We start from the raw sequence: 15238 nt of genomic DNA on the forward strand, positions 1-15238 counted from the left end.
TCAGACAGCCGGTCGATTTCCGATATTCAGGCGCTTACGCACCCGGCACAAAATGCTTCTGCGCGGTGCCCCGTGCGATCAGGCGGGAGATGTAGTCGAGTTTCTGCGCGTCCTGGTCGATAAACCGGAAGGTCAGTTGCAGCCAATCGCTGTCGGGTTTGGGTTCGAAGGCGACGATTGCGTGCAGGTAGCCGTTGAGGCGCGCCACTTCGGCGTTGTCGCCTTGTTCCAGATCGAGCACGGCGCTTTCCAGTACCTGGGGCAACACGTCGCCGCGACGCACCACCAGCAGCGCTTCCTTGATACTCAATGCCTTGATCACGCATTGCTGGGTGCCGCTGGACAGGCGCAACTGGCCCTGGCCACGGCCGGCAGCCGGCGCGGCAGCTGGCGCTTGAACCGGTGGGCTGTTGAGCAGGCCTTTGCTCGGGGCCGAAGCCACCGCCGCAACCGGGGCCGAACGCACGGCCTCAGGCTTGCCGCCGGTCAGGGCGCTCAGGGAATCGTTGCCGAACGCCGAGTTCATCTTGGTCGGTGCGCTGGCGACCAGCGCGTCGAGACGGCCAACCTTGTGCAGGGCCTGCTTGACCTTGTTCAGCAGTTGCTCGTTGGTGAACGGCTTGCTGACGTAACCGGAAACCCCGGCCTGGATGGCCTGGACCACGTTCTCTTTGTCGCCACGGCTGGTCACCATCACGAACGGCATGGCCTTGAGGTGCGGCTGCTCGCGGCACCAGGTCAACAGCTCCAGGCCGGACATCTCCGGCATTTCCCAGTCGCACAGCACCAGGTCGAAAGACTCGCGCATCAGGATGGTCTGGGCCTTCTTGCCATTCACCGCATCTTCAAGCTTGATCCCGGGGAAGTAGTTGCGCAGGCACTTCTTCACCAGGTCGCGGATAAACGAGGCGTCATCCACCACCAATACACTGACTTTACTCATCGACCCTTCATCCTATAAATACTTCGGCACGCAAAACGCCTGACTGATGGCATTTTGCCAAAACTCTGCAGTCACGTTCGGAATTTCTTTTACCCGATTCGCAAAAATTAAGGTGCCACAAACGAAAACGCCCGACCAAAGGCCGGGCGTTAATTTCTCGGGCAACTTACTTATCGTCAGGTTCGCCCGGAACATTAGGGGTTTGATCGGCCGAACCTTCAACTTCAGCCTTCATGCGCTTGAGGCCCATGTGCCGTACGTCGGTGCCGCGCACCAGGTAGATCACCAGTTCCGAGATATTGCGCGCGTGGTCGCCGATCCGCTCCAGCGAGCGCAGCACCCAGATAATGCTCAAGACCCTTGAGATAGAGCGCGGGTCTTCCATCATGTAGGTGGCCAGCTCACGCAGGGCGGTCTTGTACTCGCGGTCGATGACCTTGTCGTACTGCGCCACCGACAGCGCCAAATCGGCGTCGAAGCGCGCAAACGCGTCGAGGGCATCGCGCACCATGTTGCGCACCTGGTCGCCGATGTGACGCACCTCTACGTAGCCGCGCGGCGCCTCGCCCTCTTCGCACAGCTGGATGGCGCGGCGGGCGATCTTGGTGGCTTCGTCGCCGATGCGCTCCAGGTCGATCACCGACTTGGAGATGCTGATGATCAAACGCAAATCCGAGGCCGCCGGCTGGCGACGGGCGAGAATGCGCAGGCATTCTTCGTCGATGTTGCGTTCCATCTGGTTGATCTGGTCATCGATCTCACGCACTTGCTGGGCCAGGCCCGAATCGGCCTCGATCAGCGCGGTGACCGCATCGTTGACTTGCTTCTCCACCAGCCCGCCCATCGCCAGGAGGTGGCTGCGCACTTCCTCAAGCTCGGCGTTGAACTGCGCGGAGATGTGATGGGTAAGGCCTTCTTTGCTAATCATGTTGGCGTCCTTGGAGCGTCCGGTAAGGTGCGGAGAACCGCAGCGTCAGTGCAATCAGAACCACAGCTTCCTAGCCGTAGCGACCGGTGATGTAGTCTTCGGTCTGCTTCTTCGCCGGATTGGTGAACAGGGTATCGGTATCGCCGAATTCCACCAGTTTGCCCATGTACATGAACGCGGTGTAGTCGGAAACCCGCGCTGCTTGTTGCATGTTGTGGGTCACGATGACGATGGTGAACTTGGACTTGAGCTCGTAGATCAGCTCTTCGACTTTCAGGGTTGAGATCGGGTCCAGCGCCGAGCAGGGTTCGTCGAGCAGCAATACTTCCGGCTCTACCGCGATGGTACGGGCGATGACCAGACGCTGCTGCTGGCCGCCGGACAGGCCAAGGGCCGATTCGTGCAGGCGGTCCTTGACCTCATCCCACAGCGCCGCGCCTTTAAGGGCCCACTCGACGGCTTCATCGAGAATGCGCTTTTTGTTGATGCCCTGGATGCGCAGGCCATAGACCACGTTTTCGTAGATGGTCTTGGGGAACGGGTTCGGCTTCTGGAACACCATGCCCACCCGGCGACGCAGCTCGGCCACGTCTTCGCCCTTGCGGTAGATGTTAGTGCCGTAGAGGTTGATGGCGCCGTCCACGCGGCAACCGTCCACCAGGTCGTTCATGCGGTTGAAGGTGCGCAGCAGCGTGGATTTACCGCAGCCCGACGGGCCGATAAACGCGGTCACGCGCTGCTTGGGGATATTCATGCTGACGTCGAACAGCGCCTGTTTTTCACCGTAGTACAGGCTCAGGCCCGGTACTTCGATGGCCACGGTTTCTTCGGCCAGGCTCAGGCTCTGCTTGTCGCGACCCAGGGCAGACATGTTGATGCCGTGGGAATGGGTTTCGTGTTGCATGGGATGCTCCCTGTGCTACCAATTCATTGTGTGAAACCGCCGCAGCGGTTGACTCAAATTCTGCGTATTACGCGGCCCCGTGCGGGAGGGGGCTTGCTCCCTCCCACATGGGGTCCAATTAACTGTCCAGCGCTTTGTATTTTTCGCGCAGGTGGTTACGAATCCACACCGCCGACAGGTTGAGCGTGGCGATCACCAGTACCAGCAACAACGCGGTGGCATAGACCAGCGGTCGTGCGGCTTCGACGTTGGGGCTCTGGAAGCCGACGTCATAGATATGGAAGCCCAGGTGCATGATCTTCTGGTCCAGGTGCAGGTACGGGTAGTTGCCGTCCAGCGGCAGCGACGGGGCCAGTTTCACCACGCCTACCAGCATCAGCGGCGCCACTTCACCGGCGGCACGGGCCACGGCGAGGATCATGCCGGTCATCATGGCCGGGCTGGCCATCGGCAGCACGATCTTCCACAGCGTTTCCGCCTTGGTCGCGCCCAGCGCCAGCGAACCTTCACGTACGGTGCGAGGAATCCGCGCCAGGCCTTCTTCGGTGGCCACGATCACCACCGGCACCGCCAGCAGCGCCAGGGTCAGCGACGCCCAGAGCAGGCCCGGGGTACCGAAAGTCGGCGCCGGCAGGGCTTCGGCGAAGAACAGGCGGTCAACCGAGCCACCCAATACATACACGAAGAAGCCCAGGCCGAACACGCCGTAGACGATGGCCGGTACGCCGGCCAGGTTGTTCACGGCAATACGGATGATGCGGGTCAGGGTGTTCTGCTTGGCGTATTCACGCAGATACACCGCAGCCAGTACACCAAACGGTGTCACGATCATCGCCATGATCAGGGTCATCATCACGGTGCCGAAGATGGCCGGGAAAATCCCGCCTTCAGTGTTGGCTTCCCGTGGGTCATCGCTCAAAAATTCCCAGACCTTGCTGAAGTAGAAGCCGATCTTAGTCATCGTGCCCATGGCGTTCGGCTGGTAAGCGTGCACCACTTTGCCGATGCCGATTTCCACTTCCTTGCCGTTGCCGTCACGGGCGGTCAGCGCGTCGCGGTTGAACTGGGCGTGCAGGTCGGCCAGGCGTGCTTCGATGTCCTGGTAGCGCGCGTTCAGCTCAGCACGGTCGGCATCCATATCGGCCTGGGCAGCGGCGTCGAGCTTGCCTTCCAGTTCCAGTTTGCGACCGTGCAGGCGGATGCGTTCCAGGCCGGCGTTGATCGCGCCGATATCGGTTTTTTCCAGGCTCTTGAGCTGCGCGGCCAGCTTGTTGACGCGCTCGACCCGGGCTTGCAGCTCCGGCCACGCGGCCTCGCCTTCAGCAATGACCTTGCCATCCTGCTTGACGTTGACCAGGGTGCCGTAGAAGTTGCCCCACTCACGACGCTCGATGGCCATCAACTGCACAGGCTTGGTCTGGTCCTTCAACCATTCGCCGACAATCCATGTGAAGTCGTTGCCGTTCAGGTCGCGGTTGCCGACCTTGATCAGCTCACGCGTCATGAATTCCGGACCTTGGTCCGGCACGGGCAGGCCCGCGCTTTTGAGGCGCTCGCGCGGCACTTCTTCCTTCTGCACCACTTCGCCGATGACGATATGGTTTTCCTGGCCCGGTACGTTGTAGTTGGCCTGGATCAGGTCAGCCGGCCAGAAGTGGCCCAAACCACGCACCGCAATCACAGCCAGCAAACCAATAGTCATGATGACCGCGATGGCCACCGCGCCACCGCTGATCCAGACGCCTGGGGCGCCGCTCTTGAACCATCCATTCAGGGAGTTCTGTTTCACAGACTTCTACCTTTCTTAAAGCGACGAGTATTTCTTGCGCAGACGCTGACGAATCAGCTCGGCGAGGGTGTTCATGATGAAGGTGAACAGCAGCAGCACCAGCGCCGAGAGGAACAGCACGCGGTAATGACTGCCGCCCACTTCCGACTCGGGCATTTCCACCGCGACGTTGGCCGCCAGAGTGCGCAGGCCTTCGAACAGGTTCATCTCCATCACCGGTGTGTTACCGGTGGCCATCAGCACGATCATGGTCTCGCCCACGGCGCGGCCCATGCCGATCATCAGCGCGGAGAAGATGCCCGGGCTGGCGGTCAGGATCACCACGCGAGTCATGGTCTGCCACGGCGTGGCGCCCAGGGCCAGGGAGCCCAGGGTCAGGCCGCGCGGCACGCTGAACACGGCGTCTTCGGCGATGGAGTAGATGTTCGGGATCACCGCAAAGCCCATGGCCAGGCCCACGACCAGGGCGTTGCGCTGGTCGTAGGTGATGCCCAGGTCGTGGGAGATCCACATGCGCATGTCACCGCCGAAGAACCAGGTTTCCAGGTACGGGCTCATGTACAGCGAAAGCCAGCCCACAAACAGGATCACCGGGATCAGGATCGCACTTTCCCAGCCATCGGGAACGCGCAGGCGCAGGGATTCAGGCAGGCGGCTGAACGCGAAACCGGCGACCAGGATGCCAATCGGCAACAGCATCAGCAGGCTGAATATCCCGGGTAAATGCCCTTCCACATACGGCGCCAGGAACAGGCCGGCGAAGAAGCCCAGGATCACGGTCGGCATGGCTTCCATCAGCTCGATCACCGGCTTGACCTTGCGGCGCAGGCTCGGAGCCATGAAGTAAGCGGTGTAGATCGCGGCGGCAACCGCCAGCGGCGCAGCCAGCAGCATGGCGTAGAACGCGGCCTTCAAGGTACCGAAGGTCAGCGGGGCCAGGCTCATTTTGGGTTCGAAGTCGGTGTTGGCGGCGGTCGACTGCCAGACGTACTTAGGCTCGTCGTAGTTTTCGTACCAGACCTTGCTCCACAGCGCGCTCCACGACACTTCCGGGTGCGGGTTGTCGAGCAGCAGCGGTTGCAGCTTGCCACCGGCTTCCACGATCACACGGTTGGCCCGTGGCGACAGGCCGAACACGCCCTGGCCATCGACCACCGGGTCTACCAGCAAGGTGCGGTGGGCGGTGCTGTGAAACACGCCGAATTTGCCGGAGGCATCGAGGGCGGTGAAGCCTTTGCGGCGCTCTTCAGCGGTGATTTCGACGATTGGCGCAGTGCCCATCTGGAACGTGCGAATCTGCTTCAGGCGCTGTTCGCCATCCGGGTCACGGGCCATGAACCATTGGGCCAGGCCACCTTTGGAGTTACCGACGATCAGCGAGATACCGCCCACCAGCTGGGTGCTGGCGGTGATTTCAGCGCTGCCGTCTTCCAACAGTTTGTAGCGACCGTTGAGGCTCTTGTCGCGCAGGCTGAATACGTCGGCCAGGGCTCGGCCGTTGACCACATACAACCACTGCTGGCGCGGGTCGATGAAGATCGCCTTTACCGGCTCGGTCATTTGCGGCAGCTCGACACGCTTCTGCTCGCTGGTGACTTCACCAGTCATCATGTTTTCTTCGCGGCTCAGGGTCAGCACGTTCAGGTACGAACCCGCCGAACCGGCCACCACCAGGGAGGTGTCGGTGGCATTGAGCGCTACGTGCTCCAACGGACGACCGGCCTCATCCAGCACAATCGGCGTTTCACCGTAGGGGTATTCAATCGCCGGGGTGATGGTCTTCTTGCCGTCCGGGTAGGACACCTTGTAGGTGTGGCGGAACACCAGCGACTGGCCATTGGACAAACCGAGGATGACCAGCGGGCTGCCCGGCTGGTCTTCCCCGATGGACGCCACGCGGCTACCGGCCGGCAGCGGCAGGTCGACGCGCTTGAGTTCGGCGCCGGTGTCGATGTCAAAGAACAGCGCCTGGCCCTTGTCGGAAACCCGCATGGCGACCTGGTTCTGTTCTTCGAGGGAGATCATCAACGGCTTGCCGGCATCCTGGATCCAGGCCGGGGTGAGCGCGTCTTCCTTGGTCAACGAGGCCCCTTGGAACAGCGGCGCGACCACGTAGGCGAGGAAGAAGAAGATCAGGGTGATAGCGCCGAGGACGGCAAGGCCGCCCACCAGCACGTACCAACGGGTCAGGCGGTCCTTGAGCGCGCGAATGCGGCGCTTGCGTTGCAGCTCAGGCGTATTGAAATCAATGCGCTTGGGAGGAGAAGTCGTCGTCATGGTGGAATTGGCCAGATCATTCATGCGCACACCCTAGCGATCCTGTATGACAGAAAGATGACAATGCAGTGACGCAAGAAATCCGCCGCGTAGCAGGGCTGGCAGCGGACTGAAAAATTAGGAGGCGAGGTCCAGGTCCTGCAGACCCGCCTTGACCTTGAGCCCGCGCAGATAGCCGGCTCAAGGCGGTTCTACCGGTGGCTTACTTGCCGCCTTCTTTCAAACCCAGGTCAGCCAGGGCCTTGGCGGCCACTTTGGCTGGCAGCGGGATGTAGCCGTCTTTCACGACAACTTCCTGGCCCTGTTTGGACAGCACCAGTTTCACGAACTCAGCTTCCAGCGGGGCCAGAGGCTTGTTCGGGGCTTTGTTGACGTAAACGTAGAGGAAGCGCGACAGCGGGTACTTGCCGTTCAGGGCGTTCTCTTCGGTATCTTCGATGAAGTCGGTGCTGCCTTTCTTGGCCAGGGCCACGGTCTTCACGCTTGCAGTCTTGTAGCCGATGCCCGAGTAACCGACGCCGTTCAGCGAAGAGCTGATCGACTGCACGACCGAAGCCGAGCCAGGTTGTTCGTTCACGTTAGGCTTGTAGTCGCCTTTGCACAGGGCTTCTTCTTTGAAGTAACCGTAGGTGCCGGATACCGAGTTACGACCGAACAATTGCACAGGCTTGTTGGCCAGGTCACCGGTCACACCCAGGTCGCCCCAGGTTTTTACGTCAGCTTTGCCACCGCACAGGCGAGTCGAGGAGAAGATCGCGTCGACTTGTTCCATGGTCAGGTGCTGGATCGGGTTGTCCTTGTGCACGAACACGGCCAGGGCATCCACGGCAACCGGGATAGCGGTTGGCTTGTAGCCGTACTTCTGCTCGAAGGCAGCCAGTTCGGTGTCCTTCATCTTGCGGCTCATCGGGCCCAGGTTAGAGGTGCCTTCCGTCAGCGCAGGTGGCGCGGTCGCCGAGCCGGCAGCCTGGATCTGGATGTTGACGTTCGGGTATTCCTTTTTGTAACCCTCAGCCCACAGGGTCATCAGGTTAGCCAGGGTATCGGAACCGACGCTGGACAAGTTGCCGGACACACCGGTGGTCTTAACGTAAGCCGGGATTGCCGGGTCAACACCAGCGGCCACCGCGTTGGCAGTCGCAACGCCAGCAGCGACAAAAGTCATTGCCGCCATCAAACGCTTCAGTTTCATGCCTTACTCCTAGCAGATAGGGATAGTTGGATCGGGGCCAAGTATCGGTAGGCCGTGTGAACACTCTATGTCCGGAATATGACAATTAGATGAAAGGCCAGCATTGGAAGAAAGGACAGGCGCGCGCGCAAAGGCGAGGAAACACGGGTTGATGCGCAGGTAACGCGATAATTTAGAAATACGCTGCAATCATTGAAGGAACATCTTGATTGCGGAGAGGGACTTGCTCCCTCTCCACAGGGGCATCGGGCCAGTGTTAACGCCCGCGCTTCCACAGGTACCCACCCACCACGATCCCCATCACACATAGGGCCGCCACGTAGTAGGACGGGCCCATGGCGCTTTCCTTCATCAGCAGCGACACCGCGAGCGGCGTCAGCCCGCCGAACACGGCGTAGGCCACGTTGTAGGAAAACGACAGACCACTGAAACGCACCACCGGCGGGAAGGCCTTGACCATGACATACGGCACTACGCCGATGGTGCCGACAAACAGGCCGGTCAACGCGTACAGCGGAAAGAGCCAATCGGGGTGGCTCAGAAGGCTGTGATAGAGCGTCCAGGACGTCGCCAGCAACAGCGCGCAACCGGCCGTGAGTACGCGGCCGGCCCCAAAACGGTCGGCCAACGCGCCGGAGGCGATGCAACCCAGGCTCAGGGTGACGATGGCCAGGCTGTTGGCTTGCAGCGCAACAGTCGGGCTGAAGTGGTAGACGGTTTGCAACACGGTAGGAGTCATCAAGATAACCACCACCACACCGGCCGACAGCAACCAGGTCAGTAGCATCGACAGCACGATGGCGCCCCGGTGGTCACGCAGCACCGCGCGTAACGGCAACTCGGCGGCCAGGGTCTTGCGCTGCTGCATTTCGGCGAAGATCGGCGTTTCATGCAGCCAGCGGCGCAGGTACACCGACAGCAGGCCAAACACACCGCCGAGCAGGAATGGAATGCGCCAGGCGTAATCCGAGACCTGCTGCGGGCTATAAATAGTGTTGATGGCCGTGGCCACCAGCGAGCCCAGCAGGATCCCGGCGGTCAGGCCACTGGTCAGGGTGCCGCAGGCGTAGCCGATGTGGCGCGGCGGTACGTGCTCAGAGACGAACACCCAGGCGCCAGGTACTTCGCCGCCAATCGCCGCGCCTTGGATGACGCGCATCAGCAGCAGCAGGATCGGCGCCCACAGGCCGATCTGAGCGTAGGTTGGCAGCAGGCCCATGATCAGGGTCGGCACGGCCATCATGAAGATGCTCAGGGTGAACATCTTCTTGCGGCCCAGAAGGTCGCCGAAGTGCGCCATGATGATGCCGCCCAGCGGGCGCGCCAGGTAACCGGCGGCGAAGATACCGAAGGTCTGCATCATGCGCAGCCATTCGGGCATGTCGGCCGGGAAAAACAGTTTTCCGACCACGGTGGCGAAAAACACGAAAATGATGAAATCATAAAACTCCAACGCCCCGCCCAAGGCAGACAGCGACAGGGTTTTATAGTCGTTGCGGGTCAGCGGGCGCGACGATTGCGCACTGCTTGCGGGCACGGAGGACATGGCAAGGCTTCTCTTATAGTAATCAGCGTAATAAAGACGGCACGCCCGTGATTGGCGGCGGGCTTGGCAAGATAGCAAATCGCTTGTAAAAGCACAGCGCCAGGAGAACAGTTGCTTGCAAAAGCCCCGATACAGCGTCTATTTACCGACCAAATGAGCCTCGGAAGGTCGTCGTGGCGCCAGGGTCCCGATATACTCGGCCCTTGCAAGCGCAGAACCCGCAGTCTTGAGGGGCTGCTGTGCCAAAACGTCGTTGGGTGCCATCCAGCCGATTTGGCAGAGCTTCCCTTTTTAGTACGCCTTACGAGAAACGCATCGAGCGGTGTAGGTTGGTGCTGAAACGTTTTTCTACAAGACGGCTATCCACTTGAAATACCCATGAAGCGTCACGGGTCAGAGGCCCCCCGGCATGATCGAACTCGAACAAGAAGACCCTATCCCGCAAGGCGATCTCGCCCTGCAAATCACCGCGCTCCCGCGTGAAACCAACGGCTTTGGCGATATCTTCGGCGGCTGGCTGGTGGCGCAGATGGACTTGGCCGGTACAGCCATGGCCAGCAAAGTCGCGGGTGGCCGCGTGGCGACCGTGGCCATTGATCGCATGGCGTTCCTGGTACCGGTAGCGGTGGGCGCGCAGCTGTCCTTTTATACCCAGGCCCTGGAAATCGGCCGCAGCTCGATCCAGATGATGGTCGAAGTGTGGAGCGACGACCCGTTGTCCAGCGAATGGCGCAAGGTGACCGAGGCGGTGTTTGTCTTCGTCGCCATCGACGGCAGCGGCCGTACACGTTCGGTACCGTCGCGCGCGCGTTAAACCTCGCCGGGTTTTGACGGTCCATTGCCCCATTGCCTGTCATTGAGAGTGCTGTGTATGCCTATGCCTCACGTTGAAACCGTGAAAATCGACGAGTTGGACTGCTGGCTCATCCACCACAACGGTGCCGAACTGAAGGTAGCCCAACAGGGCGCGCATATCTTCAGTTACCAGCGCGAGGGCGAGCAGCCGCTGATCTGGCCGAACCCTGAAGCGGTGTTCAAGAAAGGCAAGGGCATCCGCACCGGCGTACCGGTGTGCTGGCCGTGGTTTGGTGTGTTCGACCGCAACCCGCAAAGCGTGAAGGCAATGCGCCAAAGTGATCAGCCTGCGGGCGCGCACGGTTTCGTGCGTACCGCGATGTGGAGGCTGGTGGAGACCAAGATTGAAGGTCAAGCGCTGCGGGTGGAGCTGGAACTACCGGTCCCGGCCGGCGGCTTCCCCGGATGGCCTCATCAGGTCGACCTGAAGTTGAGCCTGTTACTGGACAGCCACCTGCATATCCGCCTGACCAGCCATAACCGTGGTGCCGACACCGTCACGCTCAGCCAGGCACTGCACACCTACTTCGCCGTGAGCGACGTACGCAACGTGCAGGTCGAGGGGCTGGACGGCACGACGTATATCGATACCGCCGATGGCTGGAGCGAGAAAATGCAATCGGGCCTGCTGCACTTCAGCGCCGAAACCGACCGCATCTACCTCAATACGCCCTCTGCTTTGCACATCGTCGATAAGGAGTGGCAGCGCCGCATTCAGCTCACCAGCCAAGGCTCGAAATCGACCGTGATCTGGAACCCCTGGACTGAACGCGCCAAGGCGTTTGACGACATGGCCGACGATGGCTGGCAGGGCATGCTGTGCATCGAGACCGCAAATGTGCTGGATGACGTGGTGGCCTTGGCTCCCGGCGAAAGCCACACCCTGGGCGTGAGCATTACCGCGATCGCCCTGTAGATAACGTTCTAACTGTGGGAGGGCAAGCCCCCTCCCACATTTGTTTTGCGCAAGAGCTTAGAGATCGGACTCCTTCACCACCCGCACTTTCCCCGCATCCAGCGCATACGCCGCGTCCGCCAGGTCGTTATTCACCTTCTCCACCTTCAACGTTCCCGTCACCCACAGCGGCGTGTAGATATCATCGAGCTTCAACCCCTTGGGATAACGCACCAGTACCAGTTGGTTAGGCGGCGGCGGCGGCACGTGGATGCATGCGCCGGGGTACGGCACCAGGAAGAACAACGTGCTGCGACCCTTCGCATCGGTCTCCAGCGGCACCGGGTAGCCGCCGATGCGGATGTTCTTACCGTTCATGGCCGCCACGGTCTTGGTCGAATACATCACCGCCGGCAAGCCTTTGCTCTGCTTCAGGCCGCCCTTATCGGTAAAGGTGCCTTGGGCTTCGGGGGAGTTGTGGTCGATTTCGGGCATGGCCTCGAGGGCTTTTTGGTCCGACAGCGGCATCAGGTCGAGCCAGTCGGTTTCCGGCAGTTCACCGGCGTGTGCCAGGCCACAGCCCAGCAGGAGAAGAGTTAACAGAAGACGGCGCATGGAGAGGCTCGGCAAGTACAAGTGCCGAGCATTCTAGCCCTCTGCGCCTGCGCAGCGCAGAGGACTTTGTCGGCTGATCACTTCTTTTTGATCAGACCGTAGATCACCAGCAACACAATGGCGCCTACCAGTGCACCGATGAAGCCTGCGCCTTGGCCGGCCTGGTAGATGCCCAGTGCCTGACCACCGTAGGTCGCCGCCAGGGAGCCGGCGATACCCAGCAGGATGGTCATGATCCAACCCATGCTGTCGTCGCCAGGCTTGAGGAAACGCGCGAGCAGACCGACGATCAAGCCGATAAAGATGGTTCCGATGATACCCATGGCATTTCCCTCTGATTAGTGTGAGCTATGCCAAAGCCTAGTCAGGCTTTGGCATCCTGCAATCAGAGGATGGCGGCGACCGAATGGTTCCCGCCATTGCCAGGCATATTATTGCTCGGCGATCAGCGCTTCGACCTTGAGGATCTGCGCCTGCAGCGTCGCGCGGTCCTTGCAACGCAGGTTGGCGTGGCCGACCTTGCGCCCGGCCTTGAAGGCCTTGCCGTAGTGGTGCACATGGCAATCGTCGATTGCCATCACCCGCTCAACCGGCGGCACCGAGCCGATGAAGTTGAGCATGGCGCTCTCGCCGACCTTGGCCGTGGAGCCCAGCGGCAAGCCCGCCACCGCCCGCAGGTGGTTTTCGAACTGGCTGCACTCGGCGCCTTCGGTGGTCCAGTGCCCGGAGTTGTGCACGCGCGGGGCGATTTCGTTGGCCTTGAGGCCACCGTCGACTTCAAAGAACTCGAACGCCATCACGCCGACGTAATCCAGTTGCTTGAGCACGCGGCTGGAATAGTCTTCGGCCAGGGCCTGCAACGGGTGATCGGTGCTGGCCACGGACAGCTTGAGGATGCCGTTGACATGCGTGTTGTGCACCAACGGGTAGAAGCGGATCTCACCATCACGGGCACGCACGGCGATCAGCGAGACTTCACCGGTGAACGGCACGAAGCCTTCCAGCAGACAGGCGACGCTGCCCAGCTCGGCGAAGGTGCCGGCCACATCAGCGGCGGTGCGCAGGACTTTCTGACCCTTGCCGTCGTAACCCAGGGTGCGGGTTTTCAGCACGGCCGGCAGGCCAATGCTGACGACGGCCGCGTCTAGGTCTGCCTGGGACTGGATGTCGGCGAAGGCCGGGGTCGGAATGCCCAGGTCCTTGAACATGCTCTTCTCGAACCAACGATCACGCGCGATGCGCAGGGCTTCGGCGCTCGGGTACACCGGCACGAACTGGGAGAGGAATGCGACGGTTTCGGCAGGGACACTTTCGAATTCGAAGGTCACCAGGTCGACTTCGTCGGCCAGTTGGCGCAAGTGGTCCGGGTCGCTGTAGTCAGCGCGCAGGTGTTCACCCAGGGCGGCCGCACAGGCGTCCGGCGCCGGGTCCAGGAAAGCGAAGTTCATCCCCAGCGGGGTTCCCGCCAGCGCCAGCATGCGGCCCAGTTGGCCGCCACCGATTACACCGATTTTCATCGTCAACAACCTCAGGCGATACGTGGGTCTGGATTGTCCAGCACGCTGTCTGTTTGCTCAGCACGGAATTTTTTCAGCACCGCATGAAACTGCGGGTGCTTGGCGCCCAGGATACTGGCGGACAACAACGCGGCGTTGATCGCGCCGGCCTTGCCGATCGCCAGGGTCGCCACCGGAATGCCAGCCGGCATCTGCACGATGGACAACAGCGAGTCCACGCCCGAGAGCATCGCCGACTGCACCGGTACGCCCAGCACGGGCAGGTGAGTCTTGGCCGCGCACATGCCTGGCAAATGTGCTGCACCGCCGGCACCGGCGATGATCACCTCGATGCCGCGGGATTCTGCTTCATCGGCATACTGGAACAGCAAATCCGGGGTGCGGTGGGCAGAGACCACTTTCACTTCATACGGAATGCCGAGTTTTTCCAGCATATCGGCGGTGTGGCTAAGGGTGGACCAATCGGACTTGGAGCCCATGATCACGCCAACCAATGCACTCATCGTCGTGCCTCTTCTCTCTGGGCGCCCGCAGGCGCGTCAAAAAACAACAAGCCACGCGGGAAATCCGGCGTGGCTTGGTGTACGAATTAAGGCCGGTTGGACCGGCCGAAGGCCGCGCAGTATACCGTAATAACGCAGATAAACAGCCCCTGGGATGACCATCTGTCTTACCGCGCAAACCGGCAGTTTTATTGACTTAAGAGTCAGCGAAACAGCGCAATAACCTGTGGCAGGGGGCTGGCTCCCGATAGCGCTGGTTCAGTGTCCTAATCATCGCCTGACACACCGCTATCGGGATGCAAGCCTCTCCCGCATTTGCCCTGCATTCGGCCCAAGATTGGGCTCAGGTACTGTGCGCCGCGCCACCTTCCAGCTTTCGCCACAACAACCGCACATTCGCCTTGCGCACCAACGCACAGCGATACAGGCGAATCTCCAGCGGCACATGCCATTGCGGGCCGCCGCACACCACCAGCTCACCGCGCGCCAGTTCGGCGCGCACGCTCAGTTGCGGCACCCAGGCAATGCCCAGGCCTTCGAGGGCCATGCTTTTGAGGCTGTCGGCCATCGCGGTTTCGTACACGGTGGTAAAGCGCAACGCGCGCTGGCGCAGCAACAGGTGTACCGAACGGCCAAGAAACGCACCGGCGCTGTAGGCCAGCAGCGGCACACTGCCCTCGCCTTCCAGGTCGAACAGCGGCTTGCCGGCGGCGTCGGCGGCGCACACCGGGAGCATCTCAGTGTTGCCCAAGTGCAGCGAAGGGAAGATTTCGGCGTCCATCTGCATCGCCGCATCCGGGTCGTAGAAGGCCAGCATCAAGTCGCAGCCGCCTTCGCGCAGGGCGTGCACGGCGTCGCCGACGTTGGTGGCGACCAGCCGCGTGGCGATGTTCAGGCCTTCGTTGCGCAATTGCGCGATCCAGCGTGGGAAGAAACCCAGCGCCAGGGAGTGGGCGGCGGCCACTTGCATGACTTCGCCCTGCCCGCCTTCCAAATGATGCAAATGGCGCAGCACTTCACCCAGTTGCTCGACCACCGTGCGTGCGGTGACCAAAAACAGCTGCCCCGCCGCCGTCAACTCCACTGGCGTGCGCGAGCGGTTGACCAGGGTCAGGCCCAACGCGGCTTCCAGGCTGCGGATACGCCTGCTGAACGCCGGCTGGGTGACAAAGCGCCGCTCGGCCGCCTGGGAAAAACTTCGGGTCGCGGCCAAGGCACTGAAGTCTTCCAGCCATTTGCTCTCAAGGTTCATCACTGCCTCCCACGGGTACGCA

The 15238-nt window shown here is 61.3% G+C and carries 14 protein-coding genes; 2 read left to right on the forward strand and 12 right to left on the reverse strand.

Translation table 11 applies throughout. The features are described from left to right. Window positions 1-34: 34 nt before the first annotated feature. The 7 genes from KSS96_RS00420 to KSS96_RS00450 form a co-directional block, all read right to left on the reverse strand. Window positions 35-943, reverse strand: coding sequence for a response regulator (locus KSS96_RS00420; RefSeq protein ID WP_017528597.1), 909 nt, complete (start codon window positions 941-943; stop codon window positions 35-37). A gap of 166 nt (window positions 944-1109) precedes the next feature. Further along, entirely contained in the window at window positions 1110-1871 is a 762-nt protein-coding gene (phoU, locus tag KSS96_RS00425) for a phosphate signaling complex protein PhoU (RefSeq protein WP_017528598.1), read from the reverse strand. Between the two features lie 70 nt (window positions 1872-1941). Continuing rightward, complete coding sequence (pstB, locus tag KSS96_RS00430) at window positions 1942-2775, reverse strand: phosphate ABC transporter ATP-binding protein PstB (protein ID WP_017528599.1); 834 nt, start codon at window positions 2773-2775, stop codon at window positions 1942-1944. 118 nt (window positions 2776-2893) lie between these two features. Continuing rightward, window positions 2894-4564, reverse strand: a complete 1671-nt coding sequence (pstA, locus tag KSS96_RS00435) for a phosphate ABC transporter permease PstA (protein WP_017528600.1) — start codon at window positions 4562-4564, stop codon at window positions 2894-2896. Between the two features lie 15 nt (window positions 4565-4579). Then, on the reverse strand, window positions 4580-6613 hold the full coding sequence (locus KSS96_RS00440; RefSeq protein ID WP_175404221.1) for an ABC transporter permease subunit: 2034 nt from the start codon (window positions 6611-6613) through the stop codon (window positions 4580-4582). Between the two features lie 430 nt (window positions 6614-7043). After that, window positions 7044-8033 (reverse strand): phosphate ABC transporter substrate-binding protein PstS, encoded by a 990-nt coding sequence (locus KSS96_RS00445; RefSeq protein WP_017528602.1) that lies wholly within the window; start codon window positions 8031-8033, stop codon window positions 7044-7046. Between the two features lie 256 nt (window positions 8034-8289). Next, window positions 8290-9579, reverse strand: a complete 1290-nt coding sequence (locus KSS96_RS00450) for an MFS transporter (RefSeq protein WP_017528603.1) — start codon at window positions 9577-9579, stop codon at window positions 8290-8292. Between the two features lie 409 nt (window positions 9580-9988). On the opposite strand from KSS96_RS00450, the gene KSS96_RS00455 reads away from it, so the two are divergent. Then, on the forward strand, window positions 9989-10393 hold the full coding sequence (locus KSS96_RS00455; RefSeq protein ID WP_003176975.1) for an acyl-CoA thioesterase: 405 nt from the start codon (window positions 9989-9991) through the stop codon (window positions 10391-10393). A gap of 57 nt (window positions 10394-10450) precedes the next feature. After that, window positions 10451-11350, forward strand: coding sequence for a D-hexose-6-phosphate mutarotase (locus tag KSS96_RS00460; protein WP_017528604.1), 900 nt, complete (start codon window positions 10451-10453; stop codon window positions 11348-11350). Between the two features lie 57 nt (window positions 11351-11407). Here KSS96_RS00460 and KSS96_RS00465 read toward each other — a convergent pair whose 3' ends face one another. The 5 genes from KSS96_RS00465 to KSS96_RS00485 all read right to left on the reverse strand — a co-directional run bounded on the left by KSS96_RS00465 (window position 11408) and on the right by KSS96_RS00485 (window position 15216). Then, the gene (locus KSS96_RS00465; RefSeq protein WP_017528605.1) at window positions 11408-11944 is read right to left on the reverse strand and encodes a DUF3299 domain-containing protein; all 537 of its coding nucleotides are present in this window, start codon (window positions 11942-11944) and stop codon (window positions 11408-11410) included. A gap of 77 nt (window positions 11945-12021) precedes the next feature. Next, on the reverse strand, window positions 12022-12267 hold the full coding sequence (locus tag KSS96_RS00470) for a GlsB/YeaQ/YmgE family stress response membrane protein (protein ID WP_005792540.1): 246 nt from the start codon (window positions 12265-12267) through the stop codon (window positions 12022-12024). A 108-nt stretch (window positions 12268-12375) separates the two neighbouring features. Next, entirely contained in the window at window positions 12376-13461 is a 1086-nt protein-coding gene (locus tag KSS96_RS00475; RefSeq protein WP_017528606.1) for a 5-(carboxyamino)imidazole ribonucleotide synthase, read from the reverse strand. An 11-nt stretch (window positions 13462-13472) separates the two neighbouring features. Further along, window positions 13473-13964 (reverse strand): 5-(carboxyamino)imidazole ribonucleotide mutase, encoded by a 492-nt coding sequence (gene purE, locus KSS96_RS00480; RefSeq protein WP_003176980.1) that lies wholly within the window; start codon window positions 13962-13964, stop codon window positions 13473-13475. A gap of 343 nt (window positions 13965-14307) precedes the next feature. Further along, window positions 14308-15216: a LysR substrate-binding domain-containing protein gene (locus tag KSS96_RS00485; RefSeq protein WP_017528607.1), complete on the reverse strand. Its 909-nt coding sequence runs from the start codon at window positions 15214-15216 to the stop codon at window positions 14308-14310. Window positions 15217-15238 lie beyond the last annotated feature (22 nt).

This window comes from Pseudomonas asgharzadehiana (genome assembly GCF_019139815.1).
Lineage (GTDB): Bacteria > Pseudomonadota > Gammaproteobacteria > Pseudomonadales > Pseudomonadaceae > Aquipseudomonas > Aquipseudomonas asgharzadehiana.

Bases quoted from the DNA above. Each gene is read 5' to 3' on its own strand.
- KSS96_RS00475 (WP_017528606.1), bottom strand. From the start codon at position 13,461: ATGAAAATCGGTGTAATCGGTGGCGGCCAACTGGGCCGCATGCTGGCG.
- KSS96_RS00455 (WP_003176975.1), top strand. From the start codon at position 9,989: ATGATCGAACTCGAACAAGAAGACCCTATCCCGCAAGGCGATCTCGCC.
- KSS96_RS00445 (WP_017528602.1), bottom strand. From the start codon at position 8,033: ATGAAACTGAAGCGTTTGATGGCGGCAATGACTTTTGTCGCTGCTGGC.
- KSS96_RS00450 (WP_017528603.1), bottom strand. From the start codon at position 9,579: ATGTCCTCCGTGCCCGCAAGCAGTGCGCAATCGTCGCGCCCGCTGACC.
- KSS96_RS00465 (WP_017528605.1), bottom strand. From the start codon at position 11,944: ATGCGCCGTCTTCTGTTAACTCTTCTCCTGCTGGGCTGTGGCCTGGCA.
- KSS96_RS00470 (WP_005792540.1), bottom strand. From the start codon at position 12,267: ATGGGTATCATCGGAACCATCTTTATCGGCTTGATCGTCGGTCTGCTC.
- KSS96_RS00485 (WP_017528607.1), bottom strand. From the start codon at position 15,216: ATGAACCTTGAGAGCAAATGGCTGGAAGACTTCAGTGCCTTGGCCGCG.
- purE (WP_003176980.1), bottom strand. From the start codon at position 13,964: ATGAGTGCATTGGTTGGCGTGATCATGGGCTCCAAGTCCGATTGGTCC.
- KSS96_RS00460 (WP_017528604.1), top strand. From the start codon at position 10,451: ATGCCTATGCCTCACGTTGAAACCGTGAAAATCGACGAGTTGGACTGC.
- phoU (WP_017528598.1), bottom strand. From the start codon at position 1,871: ATGATTAGCAAAGAAGGCCTTACCCATCACATCTCCGCGCAGTTCAAC.
- pstB (WP_017528599.1), bottom strand. From the start codon at position 2,775: ATGCAACACGAAACCCATTCCCACGGCATCAACATGTCTGCCCTGGGT.
- KSS96_RS00420 (WP_017528597.1), bottom strand. From the start codon at position 943: ATGAGTAAAGTCAGTGTATTGGTGGTGGATGACGCCTCGTTTATCCGC.